The sequence below is a fragment of the Microbacterium paludicola genome, assembly GCF_015235415.1.
Lineage (GTDB): Bacteria > Actinomycetota > Actinomycetes > Actinomycetales > Microbacteriaceae > Microbacterium > Microbacterium paludicola.
On record NZ_JADGLL010000025.1, the window covers coordinates 1 to 17,720 of the forward strand.

Consider the following 17,720-nt stretch of genomic DNA (forward strand, 5'->3'; position numbering starts at 1 on the left):
CGTCCGGCGTGCTCGGCGTGTTCGGGTCGGCGGGGCCGGTCGAGTCGTTCGACATGAGATGTCCTTCCTCGTCGAGGATCGGCCGAAGCTCGGAATCCTCTGTGTGCCCTCACTCTCCCACACAGCGAGGCTCCCGAGCGAGAGGCGGACGCCTCACACCACGAGATTCACGCGGGCTTCGCCATCGATCACGAGCTCCTGGCCGTGTGCCCTTCCCCAGTCGACGACCGCCGCCAGCGTCGCATCCCGGGGAGGCGGATCCAGCGCGAGCGCGCGCACGAACTCGCCCTTCGCCTTCTTGTTGAAGTGGTTGAGCGCACGCTGGTGGCCGTCGGCGCCGCGGGTGACGACGTGCACGTACGCCGACGTGATGCCTGACGGCAGCGGCGCGAGGGCGACATACGCCTGCGAGCGCAGGTCGAGCACAAGCTCGGAGCGCACCGCCGGATCGTCCGCGAGCGCGGCGCTCGTCGCATCCGCCCAGTGGCGCCGCAGCGGCGGCACCCCGGGAAGGGCGGTGCCGGCGGCGAGACGGTATGACGGGATCGGATCGGCCGCGCCGATCGGACCCAGCGGCGCGGTCTGGATGAGCGCGTGCTCGGCGAGCCATCCCCGTGCCTGCGTGGGCAGTGTCTCCGCGGCGAGGGCGTCGAACAGGACGCCTGTGTAGCGATCCATCGCCGGCATCGTCGCGGCCTGGCGGATCGCCGCGTTCACCCGGATCTCGGGGCGCTGCCGCTCGCTCAGCTTCAGCACCCGCATCGCGGCCGCCTCATCGCCCGACAGCGCGACGAGCGCGTCCAGCAGGGCCTCGCGCTGCGGCCGCAGCCCGGGAAGACGCAGCGCCCCCAGATCGAGCGGTGCGCCATCGCCGCCGGGGTGCTTCGTCTCGGACGGAGGCAGGAGCAGCTGCACGGAGGGCCTTTCGGGACGTGAGGGAATGCAAAAGGAGCGGGGCGCCGGATCCGTGGATCCGCCGCCCCGCTCCGAGAGACGTCAGGAGACGAGCGTCGCGTGGCCGGCGACGATGGTGAGCGTCTGGCCCTCCATCGAGACGAAGCCGTCACGGGCGTCGGCGATGACCTTGGTGCCGGAGGGCTCGGTGATGCGCACCTGACCCTCGGCCGCGAGGATGGCCAGCACGGGCTCGTGCCCCTGCATGAAGCCGATCTCACCCTCGGTGGTCTTGGCGACCACGAGGCTCGCCTCGCCCGTCCAGACCTCCTCCTCGGCGGAGACCAGGGTGACCTGCAGACCCATGGTCAGCTGTTCTCCTTCTGGATCTGCGCCCACTTGGCCTCGACGTCGCCGATGCCGCCGACGTTGAAGAACGCCTGCTCGGCGACGTGGTCGAACTCGCCCTTGACGATCGCGTCGAACGACTCGATGGTCTCCTTGATCGGCACGGTCGAGCCCTCGACACCGGTGAACTTCTTCGCCATGTAGGTGTTCTGCGAGAGGAACTGCTGGATGCGGCGCGCGCGGGCGACGACGATCTTGTCCTCTTCCGAGAGCTCGTCGACACCGAGGATCGCGATGATCTCCTGCAGCTCCTTGTTCTTCTGCAGGATCTGCTTCACGGCGGTGGCCACGCGGTAGTGGTCCTCACCGATGTAGCGCGGGTCCAGGATGCGGCTGGTCGAGGTCAGCGGGTCGACGGCCGGGTACAGACCCTTCGACGCGATCTCACGCGAGAGCTCGGTCGTGGCGTCGAGGTGCGCGAACGTGGTCGCCGGGGCCGGGTCGGTGTAGTCATCGGCCGGCACGTAGATCGCCTGCAGCGAGGTGATCGAGTGACCGCGCGTCGAGGTGATGCGCTCCTGGAGCACACCCATCTCGTCGGCGAGGTTCGGCTGGTAACCAACGGCCGAGGGCATGCGGCCCAGCAGGGTCGACACCTCGGAGCCCGCCTGCGTGAAGCGGAAGATGTTGTCGATGAAGAGCAGCACGTCCTGCTTCTGCACGTCGCGGAAGTACTCCGCCATCGTCAGGGCCGACAGGGCGACGCGAAGACGCGTCCCCGGCGGCTCGTCCATCTGACCGAAGACGAGGGCGGTCTTGTCGAAGACGCCCGCCTCCTCCATCTCGTGGATGAGGTCGTTGCCCTCACGGGTGCGCTCGCCGACACCGGCGAACACCGACACACCACCGTGGTCCTGCGCGACGCGCTGGATCATCTCCTGGATGAGGACGGTCTTGCCGACGCCCGCACCACCGAACAGGCCGATCTTTCCACCCAGCACGTACGGGGTGAGCAGGTCGATGACCTTGATGCCCGTCTCGAACATCTGGGTCTTCGACTCGAGCTGGTCGAAGTTCGGCGCCTTGCGGTGGATCGGCCAGCGCTCGGTGACCTCGATGGTCTCGCCCTCGGCGAGGTTGAGGACGTCGCCGGTGACGTTGAACACCTTGCCCTTGGTCACGTCGCCGACCGGAACCGAGATCGGCTCGCCGGTGTCGCGGACCTCCTGGCCGCGGACCATGCCGTCCGTCGGCTTCAGGGAGATGGCGCGCACCATGTCGTCGCCGAGGTGCTGGGCGACCTCGAGCGTGATCTCGGTCGACTCCTCGCCCATGACGATGGTCGTCTTGAGCGCGTTGTAGACCTCGGGGATCGCGTCGTGCGGGAACTCGATGTCGACGACGGGACCCGTGACCCGGGCGACCCGTCCGACGACCGCGGTCTCAGTGACAGTCATTTCGTCTCTCTCTTTTTCAGGACGTCTTTCAGGACGCCAGTGCGTCGGCGCCGCCGACGATCTCGGCGATCTGCTGCGTGATCTCGGCCTGACGCGCGTTGTTGCGCAGGCGGGTGTAGTCGGTGATGAGCTTGTCGGCGTTGTCGCTGGCCGACTTCATCGCCTTCTGCGTCGCTGCCTGCTTGGCGGCGGCCGACTGCAGCAGCGCGTTGAAGATGCGGCTCTGGATGTAGACCGGCAGCAGCTTGTCGAGCACCTCGGTGGCGTCGGGCTCGAACTCGTACAGCGGGTAGACCTCGCTGCTCGTGCTCTCCTCCGCGACTCCCTCGACGACCTCGAGCGGCAGCAGGCGCACCTGCACCGCCTCCTGGGTCATCATGCTGACGAAGCGGTTGTACACGACGTGGATCTCGTCCACGCCGCCGTCGGCGTGCTCGTTCTCGTACGCCTCGAGCAGCGCGAGCGACATCTCCTCGGCGGTCGAGAAGCTCGGCACATCCGCGTCACCCGTCCACTCCCCCGCCGTGGCGATGCCACGGAACTGGAAGTAGCCGACCGCCTTGCGGCCGAACAGGTAGAACACGACTTCCTTGCCCTGCGAGCGAAGCAGCTCGGCGAGCTCCATGCCCTCGCGGATGACCTGCGAGTTGAACGCACCCGCCAGTCCCCGGTCAGAGCTGAGGATCAGGATCGCCGAACGCTTCACCGTCTCGGCCTCCCGCGTGAGCGGGTGGTCGATGTCGGTGTGTGTGGCGACCGCCGAGACCGCCCGCGTCACCGCGCGGGAGAAGGGCTCCGACGCGCGCACGCGCGTCATCGCCTTCTGGATGCGCGAAGCCGCGATGAGCTCCATCGCCTTCGTGATCTTCTTGGTCGTCTGAGCAGAAGAGATCTTCTGCTTGTACTCCCTGAGCTTTGCTCCCATGATCCGTCTTCCCCGGCGGGCTTACGCCCGGCGGCCCTTGACGATCTTCTCCTGGTCGACATCCGCGACCGCCGCGAACTCCTCGTGGCCGGGGGCCGTGAGGTGCTGCCCCTTGCCGCCCTGGAAATCGAGCAGGAAGGCGTCGATCGCCTTCTCCATCTCGGCGACGGTGTCGTCCTCGAGCTTGCCCGAGTCGCGCAGCGTGTCGAGGATGGTCGTGTTGCGACGCAGGTGGTCGAGCAGCTCGGCCTCGAAGCGCAGCACGTCCTCGACCTCGATGGTGTCGAGCTTGCCGTTGGTGCCGGCCCAGATCGAGACGACCTGCTCCTCGGCCGGGTACGGCGAGTACTGCGGCTGCTTGAGCAGCTCGGTGAGGCGCGCACCGCGGGCCAGCTGACGACGCGAGGCGGCGTCGAGGTCGGACGCGAACATCGCGAACGCCTCCAGCGAGCGGTACTGGGCGAGCTCGAGCTTGAGCGTGCCGGAGACCTTCTTGATGTGCTTCAGCTGCGCGTCGCCACCGACTCGCGAGACCGAGATACCCACGTCGACCGCGGGACGCTGGTTCGCGTTGAACAGGTCGGACTGCAGGAAGATCTGGCCGTCGGTGATCGAGATCACGTTGGTCGGGATGTACGCCGAGACGTCGTTCGCCTTAGTCTCGATGATCGGCAGACCCGTCATCGAACCGGCGCCGAGCTCGTCCGACAGCTTCGCGCAGCGCTCGAGCAGACGCGAGTGCAGGTAGAAGACGTCACCGGGGTACGCCTCGCGGCCCGGCGGGCGACGCAGCAGCAGCGACACGGCGCGGTAGGCCTCGGCCTGCTTCGACAGGTCGTCGAACACGATGAGGACGTGCTTGCCGTCGTACATCCAGTGCTGACCGATTGCCGAACCCGTGTAGGGCGCGAGGTACTTGAAGCCGGCGGGGTCGGACGCGGGGGCCGCGACGATGGTGGTGTACTCCATCGCGCCGGCCTCCTCGAGGGCGCCCTTCACCGAGGCGATGGTCGAGCCCTTCTGACCGATGGCGACGTAGATGCAGCGCACCTGCTTCGTCGGGTCGCCCGACTCCCAGTTCGACTTCTGGTTGATGATCGTGTCGATCGCGATCGCGGTCTTGCCGGTCTGGCGGTCGCCGATGATCAGCTGACGCTGGCCGCGGCCGACCGGGATCATGGCGTCGATCGCCTTGATGCCCGTCTGCATCGGCTCGTGGACCGACTTGCGGGCCATGACGCCGGGAGCCTGGAGCTCGAGGGCGCGGCGGCCCTCGATGCCCGTGATCTCGCCGAGGCCGTCGATCGGGTTGCCGAGCGGGTCGACGACGCGGCCGAGGTAGCCCTCGCCGACGGGGACCGAGAGGACCTCGCCCGTGCGGGTGACCTGCTGGCCCTCTTCGATGCCGGCGAACTCGCCGAGCACGACGACGCCGATCTCGTCCTGGTCGAGGTTCTGGGCGAGGCCCAGAACGCCGTTGCCGAAGCGGACGAGCTCGTTGGCCATGACGCCAGGCAGGCCCTCGACGTGGGCGATGCCGTCTGCCGCGTCGATGACGGTGCCGACCTCGGTCGCCGCGTCGCCGGTGGGCTCGTAGGCGGCGACGAAGTCCTTCAGCGCGTCACGGATGACGTCGGGGCTGATCGTGATGTCTGCCATTGTCTTCCTCTGTCTTTGATGGAGATCGTGTTGTGGGATCCGCGATCCCCAAGTGAGTCCGCCCTGCGGCGGGAAAGTATCGGGTCAGCCGGCGAGCTTCTGGCGCACGTTCGCGAGGCGCGAGGCGATGCTGCCGTCGATGACGTCATCCGCGATCTGCACACGCACCCCGCCGACGACCGAGGGGTCGACGACCTGGCTGATCGTGATCTCGCCGCCGTAGCTGCGCGAGAGCGCGGTGGCCAGACGCTCGGCCTGGGCCGCGGACAGCGGCGCCGCCGTGGTCACCGTCGCGACCGTGCGGCCGCGCTGTGCCGCGACGATCCGGATCGCACGGGCAAGGATGCCGCGCACGCGACGCCCGCGGGGCGACTGCACGAGCGACGACACCACGAGCGAGGTGGCCTCGCTCGTGCGACCGCCGAGCAGCGTCTGCATGAGCGCGCCCTTCGCGGATCCGTCGCCGAGGCGGCTGCCGAGCGCGAGCTCGAGCTCGGAGTTCTCCGCGACGATGCGGGAGACCCGGAACAGCTCGCCCTCGAGGTCGCCCTGGTCGGCCTTGGCGGCCGCCCGGATGGCGAGCTCCTCGATGCCGTCGACCAGCTCGCCCTGCGACGACCACCGCTCGGCGATGGCCGTCGTCAGGAGCGACTGCGCGGTCTGCGACAGGCTGCCGAAGACGCGGGTGACGAGCGCACGGCGCGTCTCGGGCGCGGCAGACGGATCGGCCAGCGCGCCGCTCAGCGCGTGCGAGCCGGCGACGGCACGGGCGGCGGCGAAGAGCTCGCGAGCCGTGTCGAGGTCGACCGTCGCCGCGCCGAGCGCGGAGACGCTCGTCGCGAGCGCCTGAGTGGTCGCGCTGCCCATCAGTTCTTCGCCTTCTCGGAGGCCTCGAGGTCGGCCAGGAAGCGGTCGACGACAGCCGCCGCCTTCTGGTCGTCGCTGAGGGTCTCGCCGATGACGTTGCCGGCGAGGTCGATCGCGAGCGTGCCGACCTCGCTGCGCAGCGTGACGAGCGCCGACTGGCGCTCGGCCTCGATCTGCGTGTGCGCGGTCGCGGTGATGCGCTCAGCCTCAGTGGCGGCGTTGGCCTTCGCCTCGGCCACGATGCGCTTGCCGTCCTCGCGGGCGGCCTCGCGGATGTCACCTGCCTCCTTGCGGGCGTCGGCGAGCTGCTTCGTGTACTCCTCGAGCGCAGCCTCGGCCTGGCGCTGGGCCTCGTCGGCCTTCGCGATGTTGCCCTCGATCGCGGCGGAGCGCTCGTCGAGCATCGCGGTCAAGCGCGGCAGGGCGACCTTCCACACCACGAACAGGATGACGAGGAAGCACACCGCCGACCAGATGATGTCGTACGCCGCCGGCACCAGCGGATTCGGAGTCTCGTGAGACTCCTCCGCGGCAAGCGTGACAAGAGCGTTCAGCATCCTGTCTCCTTACGTGTCAGCAGCGAGTGATCAGTTGTAGCCGAAGATGAAGCCGGTCGCGATGCCGATGAACGCGAGGGCCTCGGTGAAGGCGATACCGATCCACATGAGGACCTGCAGACGACCGGCGAGCTCGGGCTGGCGTGCAACCGACTCGATGGTCTTGCCGACGACGATGCCCACGCCGATGGCCGGGCCGATGGCGGCGAGACCGTAGCCGACCGTCGCGATCGAGCCGTACACGTTGGCGAGAACCGTAGTAGCGTCCACGGATTTTTCCTTTCGGTAAGGCGGTGCGCCGTGTGGCGGACCGTCAGTGCTCTTCCGCAACCGCGAGCTGGATGTAGACCGCGGTGAGGATCGTGAAGACGTAGGCCTGGAGGAATGCCACCAGGACCTCGAACAGGGTGAAGGCGAGACCGAAGGCGAGGGTGCCGACGCCCAGGGGCGTCCACCATCCGCCGGCGGTGAAGAAGAAGAAGTGCGTGGCCGAGAAGAACAGCACGAGCATGAGGTGGCCGACGATCATGTTCATCAGCAGTCGCAGCGTCAGCGTGACGGGGCGGATGATGAACGTCGACAGGAACTCGAGCGGCGTGACGATGATGTACAGCGCCGCGGGCACGCCCGACGGGAACAGCGAGTTCTTGAAGAAGTTGCCGGGGCTCTTCTTGATGCCCGCGTAGATGAACGTGACGTACGAGATGACCGCCAGCAGCAGGGGGACGGCGATGACGCTCGTTCCGGCGATGTTGATGCCGGGGATGATTCCCGTCAGGTTCATGAACAGGATCATGAAGAACATCGTGGTCAGCAGCGGCAGGAAGCGGTTGCCGTCCTTGCGACCGAGGATGTCGTGCGCGATGTTGACGCGGACGAAGTCGAGGCCCATCTCGACGATGCTCTGCAGACGGCCCGGAACGATGCGCATGTTGCGCGTTCCGACGATCAGCAGGATGACGAGGATCGCCGTCGCGAGCAGCTGCGCGGCGTTGATGCGCGTGAACTCGAAGAGCGTTCCCTCGCCGAAGATGGCCGGAGGGAAGAAGTCGAGGATCGACGGCGGGTGGAACCCGCCTTCGGCGTCTTCGGCGGTTGCGACGATCATCGCGGCATGAGTCAACGTGTGGCTCCGGCTTCGTTGCACCGGTGCGGGCACCGGGGAGGGAAGGAAGTCGTCATCTGCCAGGCCCCGGCGTCACCATCGGCTCCGTGGGGCACTCGGCAGGAACCATGTCAGCCTATCAAAGAATCGCGCGCTTCTACGACGCGTCGAAACGACGTCAGCGCGGGGTCGAGCCGCCCTCGTCCGTGCCCGTCTCCCCCGGCAGGGTGACGTCGACGTAGGGCTGGCGCGAGCGGAACATCGCGATCCCGTCGATCGCGAGCGAGGCGAGGACGCTGACCACGAGCGCGACGAAGAAGACGCCCGGGACGATCCACGGCTGGCCGCGCAGCAGCACCAGCGCGACGATGAACAGCACGAGCTTCAGCAGCCAGCCGCCGAGCACGACGCCGAAGAAGATCGGCACATACAGCGGATCGGCGAACCAGCGGTTGGCGACGAGGATGCTCACCGCGGTCAGCAGCATGAACACCGCGGCGATCGCGGCGCCGGCGAACGCGCTGAGCATGCCGTTCGTGCCGGCGATCGCGAATCCGATCGCGCCGCCAGCCACCGCGACGACCGCCGTGGCGATGCCGCCCCAGAGGAGGGCGGTGCGCAGCACCGGCGTGCTGGAGATGGGTCCGGGTTCCGGACGGGACATTCAGGCCTCCTGAGTGGCAGGGGTCGGGTCGGTGGGCGCGTGGGGCGGGCGACGCGTGGGCATCAGGGTGAGCACGAGGCACGCCGCGATGCCGACCACGCCGAAGATCACGCCGAGCCAGTACTCCCCCGGCCAGTTCTCCCGGGTTGCCAGGTACATGATGAGCACGGCGAGCGAGATCACCGCCGTCCACGCGTAGAAGATCAGCACGGCGTCGCGGTCGGAGTGGCCGAGGTCGAGCATCCGGTGGTGGAGGTGCTTTCGATCGGGCGAGAAGGGCGACTTGCCCGCGCCCATGCGCCGGATGACGGCGAGCCCGAAGTCGACGAGCGGCAGCAGCACGACCACGATGGGCACGAGGATCGGCAGGAACGCACCGAGCAGCTGCGAGCGGCCGAGGCCGTCGACCGGGTCGAGCACGGACGGCGGGATCTGCCCGGAAGCCGCGATCGCGCTCGTCGCCATGAGCAGGCCCAGCAGCAGCGCGCCGGAGTCGCCCATGAACATCTTCGCCGGCCGCCAGTTCAGCGGCAGGAATCCCGCGCAGGCGCCGATCATCGCGGCCGCGAGGAACGTCGCGAGGGTCGAGTTCGTGGTCAGGGTGTCGCGGCTCAGGATGTAGGAGTAGACGAAGAAGACGCCGTTCGCGATCAGGCAGACACCCGCGACGAGCGCATCCAGGCCGTCGATGAAGTTGACCGCGTTCATCACGATGACGATCGAGAACATCGTCAGCGTGATGCTCACCCAGCTGGAGACCAGCGTCATCCCGCCGAAGGGAAGCGTGTAGACCTGCAGCCCGCCGCCGACCGCGATGATCCCCGCCGCGAGGAACTGCGCGCCGAGCTTGATCGTCCAGTCGAGATCCCACAGGTCGTCGGCGACGCCGACCAGGACGATCAGCACCGCGGCGCCGAGCACGGCCCACACCGGGCGCGGATCGACCCAGAAGATCTGGAAGAACGGGTTGGATCCCGACACCAGGATCGCCGCGACGATCCCGAGGAACATCGCCACCCCGCCGAGGCGCGGCGTCGGCGTCTTGTGCACGTCGCGCTCCCGGATGCCCGGATAGAGCTTGTACCGCATGCTGAGGCGCCACACCATCCAGGCGAGCGCCGTGGTGAGCGCCGCCGTCAGCAGGATCGTGAAGAGGTACTGCCTCACGCGGGCTCGCCGTCGGGCGTCGCGGTGTCGTGGTCGTGGTGGTCGGCGTCGCCGGCCTCGGGCTCGAGCAGGTCGCCGAGTACCTCGCGCAGCTCATCGCGCGAGATCGCGCCGTCGCGCAGGACCCGCACGCGGGGCTCGTCGTCCCGCGGGCCGACGAGCGCGGTCGCGTCGATGATCGTCGACGCAACCCCGGTGCGGGACGGGCCGTCGTCGAGATAGACCGCGACGCTGTCGCCGAGCATCGCGCGGGCGTCGTCGCCGACCACGGCCGCGGGCTGCCCCGTCAGGTTCGCGCTCGAGACCGCGAGCGGGCCGGTCTCGGACAGCAGCTCGAGAGCGATCCGGTGATCCGGCATGCGCACGGCGACGGTGCCCTTCGTCTCCCCCAGGTCCCACGACAGCGACGGCTGAGCCGGCAGGACGATCGTCAGTCCGCCGGGCCAGAAGCGCTCGACGAGCCGCTCGACCGGCTCCGGGACCTCCTCGACCAGCGCGCGCATGGCATCGACGCCCGACACCAGGACGGGCGGCGGCTGCTGCCGACCGCGCCCCTTGGCGTCGAGCAGACGCTGCACGGCCTGGGCGCTGAACGCATCCGCCGCGACGCCGTACACCGTGTCGGTGGGCATCACGATGAGGTGGCCGCGGCCGATCGCCTGGCGCGCCTGGCGCATGCCGGTCAGCAGCTGGGCCTCGTCACGGCAGTCGAAGAGGGGGGAGGTTGACATGTCTCCTCAATAGTAGAGAGTCCGGTCGATCACTCGCCCGACGCTTCGCGCCGGGACTCGCGATCGAGGGCTGTCGCTTCGCTCCATCCGAACGCAGGGAGCTCGCCTCGGCGAGATGGTCGGCAGTCGCTGCGCTCCACGCTCGCTGCGCTCGCACGTGGGGTGCGGGTCCGCCTCCCGCTTCGCGGGTAGTGCAGGGAACGTGCGCGATCACTCGCCCGACGCTTCGCGCCGGGACTCGGGATCGCGGGCTGTCGCTGCGCTCCATCCGTCGACGGGCGTCGCGTTCTCCAGATGGTTGGCAGTCGCTTCGCTCCACGCTCGCTTCGCTCGCACGCGGGGTGCACGGGGGCTTAATTCCCCCCCCCGGGGCTCGCACCCCTCACTGTTCGTTGAGCGAGCGGAGCGAGTCGAAACGGGCCGAACCTCCCGCGGCGACAAGCCGTGCACCGTCCGGGCCGTTTCGACTCGTCGCTTCGCTCCTCGCTCAACGAGCGGGGTTCCGCGGCGAGGGGGTTACGGGCGAATCGCCGTGGTGGTGCGGTCGCGGAGGGTGAGGTCGGGGTGGGTGGCGGCGGCGCGCCATCCCGCCGCCGTCAGGAGGTCGCGGATCGCGCGGCCCTGCAGCTCGCCGTGCTCGATCACGAGCAGGCCGCCGGGGCGGAGCAGGCGCATGCCCACGTGGCTCAGTTCGCGCACGACGTCGAGGCCGTCCGGTCCGCCGTAGAGGGCGGCATGCGGGTCGTGCAGGCGCACCTCCGGGTCGCGCGGGATGGCGTCATCCGGCACGTAGGGAGGGTTCGAGATCACCACGTCGACGGTGCCGTCGAGCTCGGGGAACGCCACCGCGAGGTCGGCGAAGACAAGCCGCAGGTTGTCGGCGCCGATGCGGCGGGCGTTCTCCTTCGTCCAGACGAATGCGTAGGGCGAGTTCTCGGCGGCGTGGATGCGCGCGTGCGGAACCTCGGTCGCCATCGCCAGCGCGATGGCGCCGCTGCCGGTGCCGAGATCCACGCCGATCGGCTCGGGGACCGGAGCCGCGCGGAGGGCGTCGATCGCGAACTGCGCGACCGACTCGGTCTCGGGGCGGGGAACGAAGACCCCCGGCCCCACGGCCAGCTCGAGGTGGCGGAAGTACGCGACGCCCGTGATGTGCTGAAGCGGCTCGCGGGCCGCGCGCCGTGCGACGAGGTCGTCGAAAGCCGCCGCCTCGTCCGCGCTGAGCTCGTCGCCGCGAATCACGCCGACTTGGACCTCGCCGCGGCTGAGGCCACGCAGGTGCCCGAGCAGCAGCTCGGCGTCGACCTGCGGATCGGGCACGCCCGCGTCGGCGAGGCGGCCCGCCGCGACCTGGAACACGTCGCGCAGCGCGCGGGAGCCGTGCAGCTCTCCGGCAGGGTGCAGGGTCGTCACGTCGTCTCCGTCCGGCCGCTCGTTACGGCGCATAGCGAGACAGCCTAATCCGCACGGGATTCCGCCACCGGGATGCGCCCTCTCCCCGCGGGATGCTCGTTCCGGAATACCACGCGACCTTCGGACATCCGCTCATGTTTCGGCGTGCGACATCCGCGGTCCGGATCGCGGCAGTCCGCAATACGCTGGTGAACGGCGGGGAGGATCCGCCGTCGTCCGGCTCGCCCGCAGCAGCGGGACCCACCCACGAACCAGGAGAACCGCCATGACCGGTGTCCACGCAGACATCACCACCGCGTTCGGAAACACGCCGCTCGTCAAGCTCAACCGCGTCACGGAGGACGCGGCGGCCGAGGTGTACGCGAAGCTCGAGTACTTCAACCCCGGGTCGTCCGTGAAGGACCGCCTCGGCATCGCGATCATCAACGCGGCCGAGGAGTCGGGCGAGCTGAAGCCCGGCGGCACGATCGTCGAGTCGACAAGCGGCAACACCGGCATCGCGCTCGCGCTCGTCGGCGCCGCGCGCGGCTACAAGGTCATCCTCACGATGCCCGCCTCGATGTCGAAGGAGCGTCGGGTGCTGCTGAAGGCCTTCGGCGCCGAGCTTGTGCTCACCGACCCGACCGGCGGCATGAAGCTCGCCCTCGCCGAGGCCGAGAAGATCGTCGCCGAGACGCCGGGCGCCATCCTCGCGAAGCAGTTCGCGAACGAGGCGAACCCCGAGATCCACCGCAGGACCACCGCCGAGGAGATCTGGCGCGACACCGACGGCGAGGTCGACATCTTCGTCGCCGGCATCGGCACGGGCGGCACCATCACCGGCGTCGGCCAGGCCCTCAAGGCCAAGAAGCCCGGCGTGCAGGTCGTCGCCGTCGAGCCCTCCGCCTCTCCCCTGCTGTCGACCGGAACCCCCGGCCCCGCCAAGATCCAGGGCATCGGACCGAACTTCGTGCCGCCGATCCTCGACACCGAGGTCTACGACGAGGTCGTCACGGTCGAGTTCGACGACGCGATCTCGACCTCCCGCGCGCTCGCCGCGGGCGAGGGGATCCTCGCCGGCATCTCGGCGGGCGCGGCCGTGTGGGCCGCCGTCCAGGTCGCCAAGCGCCCCGAGAACGCCGGCAAGAAGGTCGTCGTGATCGTGCCGGACACGGGCGAGCGCTACGTCTCCACGGCCCTGTTCGAGGACCTGCGCGAGGACTGAGCTCACCGGGCACTCGGTAAGCTCATCCCCATGAGACTGAACATCCGCGAGGATGTCGAGGCCGCGCGTCGCCGGGATCCGGCGGCGCGCGGTTTCGTTGAGATCGCCGCGCTGTACCCGGGCCTTCACGCGATCTGGGCGCACCGCGTCAACCACGCGCTGTGGCAGCGGGGCTTCCGCTTCATCGCCCGCGCGGGCTCGCAGGTCACGCGCTGGCTGACCGGGATCGAGATCCACCCGGGAGCGAGGATCGGTCGCCGGTTCTTCATCGATCACGGCATGGGCGTTGTGATCGGCGAGACCGCGGAGATCGGCGACGACGTGATGCTCTATCACGGCGTCACGCTCGGCGGCACCGCCCTGTCGAAGGGCAAGCGGCATCCCACGCTCGGCGACGGCGTCGCGGTCGGCGCGGGGGCGAAGATCCTCGGGCCCGTCACCGTCGGCGCGCACAGCGCAGTCGGCGCGAACGCCGTCGTGACGAAGGACGCACCGCCGTACAGCGTCGTCGTCGGCGTGCCGGCGAAGGCGCGCCCGCGCGGCGACGGTGAGGACACCCGCCGCATCCTGATGGCGCCCGAGTTCTCGATCTGACGTGAGATCCGGTGCGCTCCGGCCCTTTCGCCCCGGCGAACGGGCCGCTTCGCACCGATCCGGAGGAGGCAGCACATGACCGACCTGCACGAGCTCCCGCTGCGCGCCCTCGCGGCCGCACTGCGCGACCGCGAGGTGACGCCGGTCGAGGCGACCGCGTACTTCCTCTCCCGCATCGAGGCGCACGCCGACCTCGGCGCGTTCGCCGAGGTCACCGCCGATGCCGCGCGCGAGCGCGCGGCATCCCTCGGCACCCCCGAGGCGGATCCGCCCGACCTGTGGGGCGTGCCGCTTGCCGACAAGGACCTCACCGCCCGCGCCGGTGTGCCGACCCGGTACGGATCGCGCGTGCACGCGGACAACGTGCCGGATCGCTCGGATCCGCTCGCCCTCGTCCTGGATGACGCGGGCGCGATCAGCCTCGGCAAGACGAGCACGCCGGAGTTCGGGCTGACCGGCTTCACGGAGACGCGGATCGGCCCTCCCGCGCGCGATCCGTGGGACCCCGCCAACGGCGCGGGCGGGTCGAGCGGAGGCGCCGCCGTGGCGGTCGCCGCCGGGCTGCTTCCGGCCGCGCCCGCGTCGGACGGTGGTGGATCGATCCGGATCCCCGCCGCCACCGTGGGTGTCGTGGGCCTGAAGCCCTCCCGCGGGCGCGTGCCCGCGGGGTCCGGCCTCGACTCCCCCGGCGGGCTGGCCGTGGCCGGCGCGATCGGGCGCTCGGCCGATGACACCGCGATGCTGCTCGACGTGCTCGCCGCGGGCCCGCACCCGTACGCCACCAGGGCGCCGGGCGACGGTCCCTTCTCCGAGGCGTCCCGCGTGCTGCCGGGGCAGCTGAAGCTGGGCGTCACGACCACCTCTCCGTGGGCGGAGACCATGGACATTCGCCTCGATCCCGGTCAGAAGGCCGCGCTGGATGAGGCCATCCGGGTCCTGGACGGCGCGGGTCACGCGATCGAGGACGTCCCGTGGGAGCCCACCGGGTACGGCGAGATGTTCATGACGCTGTGGCGCGCGTCGGCGGCCCGCATCGCCGTGCCGGACGAGCGGCTCGGCGAGGTCGAGCCGATCACGGCGTGGCTGATCCGTGAGGGAAGGGCGCTGACCGCCGACCGGCTGCTCACCGCCTACGGCGCCGCCACCGCGTTCGAGCGGCAGACGATCACGGCCTTCGGCGACTTCGACGCGGTGCTCACGCCCGCGCTCGCGCTGCCGCCCCAGCCGATCGGCTGGTTCGCGCAGGACGACCCCGAGCGCAGCTTCGCGCGGCAGTGCGAGTACGCGCCGTACAGCAGCTTCGTCAACGTCGCCGGGCTGCCGGCGATCACGGTGCCGGTGCTGACCGACGGCCATCCGGTGAGCGTGCAGATCATCGGCCGCCCCGGTGGCGAGGCGCTCATCCTGCACCTCGCGGCCCACCTCGAGCGGGCGCGCGGGCCGCTGCCGTGGCCGCCGCTCGAACGCGCGCGCTGACGAACCATCGAAACTGCCCGGGCAGTCGGGGGCGGCGGGCGCGGACGTGCATCACAGCGGGGGTTCGCGTCTCTGACACTGCATGAGCACCATGGAGACCCTCACGGGAGCGATCCCGACGCTCGACACCGACGGCATCCCCGTCCACCTCGTCACGGCTGAGCCCGCGCTGCAGGTGATCGCCGAGGCCGCGGCGCACAACTCTCGCCGCCCGCTCGCCGTCGCGTCGATCAACCTCGACCACCTTCACCACTTCGGGCGGCACACGCATCACGACGGCGCCCCCACCGAGGGCCCGGTCGAGTGGCTGAACCTCATCGACGGCGCCCCGATCGCCGCGCATGCGAAGCGCGAGACCGGGCGTGAGTACCCCAAACTGTCGGGAAGCGACCTCATCGTCGAGGTCCTCGAGCTGGCGGCACAGCGGGGCCTGTCGGTCGCGGTGCTGGGCGGCGACGCCGCGCTCACCGAGCCGCTCCGCGAGCGCCTCGCGACCGGATGGCCGAACGCGCGCTTCGCCGGGCACTGGACGCCGCCGCGCGAGCTGCTGTCATCGCCGGAGGGCGCCGACGCGATCGCGGCGGACATCCGCCGGGCACGCCCCGACATCCTGCTCGTCTGCCTCGGAAAGCCGCGCCAGGAGCAATGGATCGAGCAGTACGGTCCCCAGACCGGAGCGGGCGTGCTGCTGGCGTTCGGCGCCGTCGTCGACTTCCTCGCGGGGCGCGTGTCTCGGGCCCCGCAATGGATCTCGCGCGCCGGCTTCGAGTGGGCATGGCGCCTGCTGCTCGAGCCGCGCCGCCTCGCGAACCGCTACCTCGTGCAGGGCCCGCCGGCGTACCTCGCGCTGCGCCGACCCGCCCCGCCTGTCGCGCGACAGCCGATCCTCGGCGTCCCGCGCCATGCCTGACCCCGGCCGCTTCGCCAGGACGGGGAGGGCCGAGATCGCGGCGATCGTCGTGACCTACGGCAGCCCCGCGCACCTCGAGACGCTGCTCGCGGGGCTCCGCGAGGAGGCGCGGGATGTCGCACTGCGCGTCATCGTGGCCGACAACTCCCCCGACGACACGACGCTGCGCGTGGCGCGGGCGCATCCGGATGTCCTCGCCGTCGCCACCGGCGGCAACCTCGGGTACGCCGGCGGCATCAACTGCGCGCTCGAGCACATCGGCGATTCCGAGGCGGTGCTCATCCTGAACCCGGATCTGCGGGTGCACGCGGGAGCGCTCCGCACCATGCTCGGTCGGCTGCGGGGGGACCCCCGCCGCGGCGCGGTGGTGCCGCGCATCGTCGATGAGCATCGCGCCGCGTGCAGCTCGTCCCCGACGAGCGGGGCGAGCTCGGCGAGACGCCACACGGGATCGGATGTCAGCGATGCGAGGGTCTGCGCGTGCTCGGCGAGGGCCTCGCTGTCATCCGACAGCCGATCCGCGAATGCCGGGGCCGATGCGGCGTCGGCCGCCGCGGCGTCGAGCGTCGTCTCGAAGCGCTCCGCCGCCGCGCGCAGGGCGAGCACCTCGCCGACGGCGAGCGTGCCGCGCACGCCGAGCCAGACGACACAGAGCACGATGAGCGCGGCAAGACCGACCGCCACACGACCCACGATCCGGCGCCATGACTTCGACGGCGGTCCGCCCGCCGCGGGAGTGCTGCCCGTCGTGAGTCGCCGGTTCACATTCGGGGTCGCCGTCGAGCGGTGGCGAACGCGAGTCCGCCCGTGAGCAGTGTCGCCCCCAGGAGGAAGGGCGCCAGGATCTCGGCGCCCGTCGCGGCGAGCCCCGCCCGGTTCACCGGGGGCGCGGGGGATCGTCGGTCAGGCGCGGCCCGACGACGCAGTACGGTGTGGCGGGCGGGTACGAGACGGCGACGCCGGCCTCGGGGTTGACCTCGATCGCCACGGTCGCGCCCTCGCGCGTCCAGCCGAGGTCGTCCTCGCCGAGGTCGACCCATTCGCCGTCCTGCTGGACCCAGCCGGGCCAGTCGACGCCCGCTCCGGGGGAATCGGTCGCGGCGCCGGGCCACAGGATCCTGCCCGAGAGCGTGTCGTCTTCCCTGAGGGAGCCGAGCGGCACCTCGAGGCGCTGCCCGCCCTTCGTGAACACCAGCGACACGTCGCGCGACGTCGACCGATCGTCCGGATCGACGAGGGTGACGTCGTAGACGATCCACGGCGCATCCTGGACGCACTCCGCGTACGCGCTCGTGCTCAGCGAGGGCTCGGCCGGCTGATCGGGTGGATACAACTCGTCCACCCCCGTCACGGTCGACCCGCCCACGGCGAGCATCAGCGCCGCTCCCGCCACCATCGTCTGCAGCATGGCCTCTCCGTCCTTTTCCCCTCCCCCGTAACGAGAGCCCGTCCCGCCTCCTGATACACAGAACCCGAGCGGCGGAGAAGACGCAGATGAAGGGGATCGCGCGCGGCGAGCGAAGCGAGCTACGGGAAGCCCCCATGTGCGAACAAAGTGAGCGTGCCGCGGATGCGGCCAACCAGCGACCCGGACGGAGCGCCAGCGACGTCACATCGAGCGCGAGCGCCGGCGCGAAGCGTCGGGCGAGCGATCGATCAGCGCGCGGCGCGAGCGAAGCGAGCTAAGAGAAGGCCCCCACGTGCGAACGAAGTGAGCGTGCCGCGGATGCGGCCAACCAGCGCGCCCCC

At 70.2% G+C, this 17,720-nt stretch carries 19 protein-coding genes; 5 read left to right on the plus strand and 14 right to left on the minus strand.

Features of this window, described 5'->3' with window-relative positions:
• Positions 1-153: 153 nt before the first annotated feature.
• The 13 genes from IR155_RS10540 to prmC form a co-directional block, all read right to left on the minus strand.
• Positions 154-915, minus strand: coding sequence for a YaaA family protein (locus IR155_RS10540; protein WP_135114791.1), 762 nt, complete (start codon positions 913-915; stop codon positions 154-156).
• An 81-nt stretch (positions 916-996) separates the two neighbouring features.
• Complete coding sequence (locus tag IR155_RS10545) at positions 997-1,260, minus strand: F0F1 ATP synthase subunit epsilon (RefSeq protein ID WP_135114792.1); 264 nt, start codon at positions 1,258-1,260, stop codon at positions 997-999.
• Positions 1,261-1,262: 2 nt separating this feature from the next.
• Complete coding sequence (gene atpD / locus IR155_RS10550; RefSeq protein ID WP_135114793.1) at positions 1,263-2,699, minus strand: F0F1 ATP synthase subunit beta; 1,437 nt, start codon at positions 2,697-2,699, stop codon at positions 1,263-1,265.
• 28 nt (positions 2,700-2,727) lie between these two features.
• Positions 2,728-3,624, minus strand: a complete 897-nt coding sequence (locus IR155_RS10555; protein ID WP_135114794.1) for a F0F1 ATP synthase subunit gamma — start codon at positions 3,622-3,624, stop codon at positions 2,728-2,730.
• A gap of 21 nt (positions 3,625-3,645) precedes the next feature.
• Complete coding sequence (gene atpA, locus IR155_RS10560; RefSeq protein ID WP_135114795.1) at positions 3,646-5,283, minus strand: F0F1 ATP synthase subunit alpha; 1,638 nt, start codon at positions 5,281-5,283, stop codon at positions 3,646-3,648.
• Between the two features lie 84 nt (positions 5,284-5,367).
• Positions 5,368-6,150 carry a F0F1 ATP synthase subunit delta gene (locus IR155_RS10565; RefSeq protein ID WP_135114796.1) on the minus strand — a complete coding sequence of 261 codons (783 nt, stop codon included), beginning with the start codon at positions 6,148-6,150 and terminating at the stop codon, positions 5,368-5,370.
• Positions 6,150-6,707 (minus strand): F0F1 ATP synthase subunit B, encoded by a 558-nt coding sequence (locus tag IR155_RS10570; protein ID WP_135114797.1) that lies wholly within the window; start codon positions 6,705-6,707, stop codon positions 6,150-6,152. The genes IR155_RS10565 and IR155_RS10570 overlap by 1 nt, the downstream gene beginning before the upstream one ends.
• Before the next feature lie 30 nt (positions 6,708-6,737).
• Positions 6,738-6,977, minus strand: coding sequence for an ATP synthase F0 subunit C (gene atpE, locus IR155_RS10575; RefSeq protein ID WP_135114798.1), 240 nt, complete (start codon positions 6,975-6,977; stop codon positions 6,738-6,740).
• A gap of 43 nt (positions 6,978-7,020) precedes the next feature.
• Positions 7,021-7,815, minus strand: a complete 795-nt coding sequence (atpB, locus tag IR155_RS10580; RefSeq protein WP_135114799.1) for a F0F1 ATP synthase subunit A — start codon at positions 7,813-7,815, stop codon at positions 7,021-7,023.
• Positions 7,816-7,990: 175 nt separating this feature from the next.
• Positions 7,991-8,476 carry a hypothetical protein gene (locus IR155_RS10585; RefSeq protein WP_135114800.1) on the minus strand — a complete coding sequence of 162 codons (486 nt, stop codon included), beginning with the start codon at positions 8,474-8,476 and terminating at the stop codon, positions 7,991-7,993.
• On the minus strand, positions 8,477-9,643 hold the full coding sequence (locus IR155_RS10590) for an MraY family glycosyltransferase (protein ID WP_135114801.1): 1,167 nt from the start codon (positions 9,641-9,643) through the stop codon (positions 8,477-8,479).
• On the minus strand, positions 9,640-10,374 hold the full coding sequence (locus IR155_RS10595) for an L-threonylcarbamoyladenylate synthase (protein ID WP_135114802.1): 735 nt from the start codon (positions 10,372-10,374) through the stop codon (positions 9,640-9,642). The genes IR155_RS10590 and IR155_RS10595 overlap by 4 nt, the downstream gene beginning before the upstream one ends.
• Positions 10,375-10,890: 516 nt before the next feature.
• A complete protein-coding gene (gene prmC, locus IR155_RS10600) occupies positions 10,891-11,760 on the minus strand; it encodes a peptide chain release factor N(5)-glutamine methyltransferase (protein WP_228067034.1) in 870 nt (289 codons plus the stop codon).
• Between the two features lie 292 nt (positions 11,761-12,052).
• Here prmC and cysK point away from each other — a divergent pair, with 292 nt between their 5' ends.
• The 5 genes from cysK (at position 12,053) to IR155_RS10625 (ending at position 16,782) form a co-directional block, all read left to right on the plus strand.
• Complete coding sequence (gene cysK / locus IR155_RS10605; protein WP_135114804.1) at positions 12,053-12,991, plus strand: cysteine synthase A; 939 nt, start codon at positions 12,053-12,055, stop codon at positions 12,989-12,991.
• Positions 12,992-13,021: 30 nt separating this feature from the next.
• Positions 13,022-13,585, plus strand: coding sequence for a serine O-acetyltransferase EpsC (gene epsC / locus IR155_RS10610; protein WP_135114805.1), 564 nt, complete (start codon positions 13,022-13,024; stop codon positions 13,583-13,585).
• Between the two features lie 75 nt (positions 13,586-13,660).
• The gene (locus IR155_RS10615) at positions 13,661-15,061 is read left to right on the plus strand and encodes an amidase (RefSeq protein WP_135114806.1); all 1,401 of its coding nucleotides are present in this window, start codon (positions 13,661-13,663) and stop codon (positions 15,059-15,061) included.
• 82 nt (positions 15,062-15,143) lie between these two features.
• A complete protein-coding gene (locus IR155_RS10620; RefSeq protein WP_135114807.1) occupies positions 15,144-15,971 on the plus strand; it encodes a WecB/TagA/CpsF family glycosyltransferase in 828 nt (275 codons plus the stop codon).
• The gene (locus IR155_RS10625) at positions 15,964-16,782 is read left to right on the plus strand and encodes a glycosyltransferase (protein WP_135114808.1); all 819 of its coding nucleotides are present in this window, start codon (positions 15,964-15,966) and stop codon (positions 16,780-16,782) included. Before IR155_RS10620 ends, IR155_RS10625 begins: the two co-directional genes overlap by 8 nt.
• Positions 16,783-16,848: 66 nt before the next feature.
• On the opposite strand, the gene IR155_RS10630 is transcribed toward IR155_RS10625, so the two are convergent.
• A complete protein-coding gene (locus tag IR155_RS10630) occupies positions 16,849-17,379 on the minus strand; it encodes a cell wall protein (RefSeq protein WP_135114809.1) in 531 nt (176 codons plus the stop codon).
• Between the last annotated feature and the right edge of the window lie 341 nt (positions 17,380-17,720).

Coding starts and splice junctions, on each gene's coding strand:
- IR155_RS10545 (WP_135114792.1), bottom strand. CDS start 1,260: ATGGGTCTGCAGGTCACCCTGGTCTCCGCCGAGGAGGAGGTCTGGACG.
- atpD (WP_135114793.1), bottom strand. CDS start 2,699: ATGACTGTCACTGAGACCGCGGTCGTCGGACGGGTCGCCCGGGTCACG.
- IR155_RS10555 (WP_135114794.1), bottom strand. CDS start 3,624: ATGGGAGCAAAGCTCAGGGAGTACAAGCAGAAGATCTCTTCTGCTCAG.
- atpA (WP_135114795.1), bottom strand. CDS start 5,283: ATGGCAGACATCACGATCAGCCCCGACGTCATCCGTGACGCGCTGAAG.
- IR155_RS10565 (WP_135114796.1), bottom strand. CDS start 6,150: ATGGGCAGCGCGACCACTCAGGCGCTCGCGACGAGCGTCTCCGCGCTC.
- IR155_RS10570 (WP_135114797.1), bottom strand. CDS start 6,707: ATGCTGAACGCTCTTGTCACGCTTGCCGCGGAGGAGTCTCACGAGACT.
- atpB (WP_135114799.1), bottom strand. CDS start 7,815: ATGATCGTCGCAACCGCCGAAGACGCCGAAGGCGGGTTCCACCCGCCG.
- IR155_RS10585 (WP_135114800.1), bottom strand. CDS start 8,476: ATGTCCCGTCCGGAACCCGGACCCATCTCCAGCACGCCGGTGCTGCGC.
- IR155_RS10595 (WP_135114802.1), bottom strand. CDS start 10,374: ATGTCAACCTCCCCCCTCTTCGACTGCCGTGACGAGGCCCAGCTGCTG.
- cysK (WP_135114804.1), top strand. CDS start 12,053: ATGACCGGTGTCCACGCAGACATCACCACCGCGTTCGGAAACACGCCG.
- epsC (WP_135114805.1), top strand. CDS start 13,022: ATGAGACTGAACATCCGCGAGGATGTCGAGGCCGCGCGTCGCCGGGAT.
- IR155_RS10615 (WP_135114806.1), top strand. CDS start 13,661: ATGACCGACCTGCACGAGCTCCCGCTGCGCGCCCTCGCGGCCGCACTG.
- IR155_RS10620 (WP_135114807.1), top strand. CDS start 15,144: ATGAGCACCATGGAGACCCTCACGGGAGCGATCCCGACGCTCGACACC.
- IR155_RS10625 (WP_135114808.1), top strand. CDS start 15,964: ATGCCTGACCCCGGCCGCTTCGCCAGGACGGGGAGGGCCGAGATCGCG.
- IR155_RS10630 (WP_135114809.1), bottom strand. CDS start 17,379: ATGCTGCAGACGATGGTGGCGGGAGCGGCGCTGATGCTCGCCGTGGGC.